Origin of the sequence: Streptomyces sp. SID4985 (assembly GCF_009863025.1) — a bacterium.
GTDB lineage: Bacteria > Actinomycetota > Actinomycetes > Streptomycetales > Streptomycetaceae > Streptomyces.
The window spans coordinates 1-2,087 of the sequence record NZ_WWIR01000172.1; the positions used below are offsets into that span (position 1 = coordinate 1).

2 protein-coding genes are annotated in these 2,087 nt (G+C 72.0%); both read left to right on the top strand.

Annotated elements, in window-relative coordinates:
* On the top strand, nt 1-602 hold a 602-nt coding region (locus GTW40_RS06880; protein WP_161179266.1), incomplete at its 5' end, for an ECF subfamily RNA polymerase sigma factor, BldN family.
* A gap of 151 nt (nt 603-753) precedes the next feature.
* Nucleotides 754-1,980, top strand: coding sequence for a DUF5667 domain-containing protein (locus tag GTW40_RS06885; RefSeq protein WP_161179267.1), 1,227 nt, complete (start codon nt 754-756; stop codon nt 1,978-1,980).
* Nucleotides 1,981-2,087: the final 107 nt, after the last annotated feature.

Sequence of the window (2,087 nt, forward strand, 5' to 3'; positions counted from 1 at the left end):
GCCGTACCGCGTCGTCCGGCGCGCCCGCCGCCCGCCGCCCCGCGGCGGACAGCGACAGCGCCCGCATGATGGACCTGGTCGAACGCGCCCAGGCCGGAGAGGCGGAAGCGTTCGGCCGGCTGTACGACCAGTACAGCGACACCGTCTACCGGTTCATCTACTACCGCGTGGGCGGCAAGGCCACCGCCGAGGACCTCACCAGCGAGACCTTCCTCCGCGCCCTGCGCCGCATCGGCACCTTCACCTGGCAGGGCCGCGACTTCGGCGCCTGGCTGGTGACGATCGCCCGCAACCTGGTCGCCGACCACTTCAAGTCCAGCCGCTTCCGACTGGAGGTCACCACCGGCGAGATGCTCGACGCCAACGAGGTCGAGCGCTCCCCCGAGGACTCCGTCCTGGAGTCCCTCTCCAACGCCGCCCTCCTCGACGCCGTACGACGGCTCAACCCCCAGCAGCAGGAGTGCGTCACGCTCCGCTTCCTCCAGGGCCTCTCCGTCGCCGAGACCGCCCGGGTGATGGGGAAGAACGAAGGCGCCATCAAGACCCTCCAGTACCGTGCCGTACGCACCCTCGCCCGGCTCCTGCCGGACGACGCCCGCTGACGCTGCGCAACCAGGAACACCGCTCAACTCACGTTCCGTAAGCGTCAGTTGTCTTTCCGATCCGGTCATCCGCCGTCCGTAACCGAAGTGCCGAGCCGCTCGTTGTGCGGGATACAGGAGTCGACCGTCATGACGAGAGGAGGTGCCGCCAGTGATCGCGAACGTATCGGCGCACCGGCGGGCGAACGCCTTCGCCCAGGCCCTGGAGGAGCAGTCCGACCGGGACACGGCGGCCGAGCAGTCCGCAGCACGGGCGGGATCACCGCCGACCGAGGACCCCTCCGAGCAGGGACTGTTGCTGTCCCTGACCAGAGACCTCGGCGCGCTGCCCAAACCGCAGCTCGACCCCGAGGTCAAGGTCGTCCAGCGCGCCCAGCTGGTGGCCGCGATGGAGGCCATGCTCCAGGAAGGCACCCTGGGCGGAGCAGCGGACGCGTCGGTGCCGGAGCAACGGTCCCGGGGCGCCCACCGGGCGAGCCCGCTGAGCCGACTGCGACCCCGGTCCCGGCTGGCCAAGGGCCTCACCGCGGGCGGACTCGGTCTCGGTGTCACCGCGAGCGCCTTCGGCGGCGTGGCGGCCGCCAGCACCGACGCCCTGCCCGGTGACCATCTGTACGGCCTCAAACGCGGCATCGAGGACTTCCGGCTGAACTACCTGAGCGAGGGCGACGGCGAACGCGGCCAGACCTACCTCGACCAGGCGTCCACCCGGCTGGGCGAGGCCCGCAGGCTGATGGAGCGCGGCCGCGGCGGCCACCTCGACCACGAGTCCATCGGTGAGATCCGCCGCACCCTCTCCGGGATGCGCCAGGACGTCACCGAGGGCCACCGCCTGCTGCACGCGGCCTACCAGGCCGACCCGAAGTCCCTCGGTCCCATCCAGGCCCTCTCGTCCTTCTCCCGCTCCCACCGCGAGGCATGGGCGAGCCTGAGCGACCAGCTGCCCGTGCAGCTGGGGGACGTCAAGGACCAGGTCTCCTCCGTCTTCGACGCCATAGACCAAGAGGTGGCCCCGCTGGAGTCCCTGCTCCCGCAGCCGCCCGTCACCGGCAAGCAGGGCGGAAAGCACGCCGCCACACCGACCAGCCCCTCCGGCACCCACAGCCCGGCCAGGCCCAGCAAGCCCGGCAGCACGCCCACCGCCGGGGGCAGGCACGCGAGCCCCGGCAGCAGCCCCAGCGGCTCGGCCGCCGCCCGGGACGAGGGCCTGCTCGGCGGCAGCACCGGCGGACTGCTCGACCCGCCCAAGTCGGGCTCCGAGCAAGGCGGTTCCCCGTCCGCCGAGAAGTCCCCGTCGGCCAAGCCGGACGTCACCCTGCCGCCGCTCCTGCCGGGCCTCCTGCCCGGCCTGGGCATCGACAGCCAGGACTCCGACTAACCGCGCACAGTACGACGGTGGGGCGCCCCTTTCCGAGCAGGGGCGCCCCACCGTCGTACGTGAGCGAGACTCAGAAGAACACCGACCGCCGCTGCACCAGCAGCTTG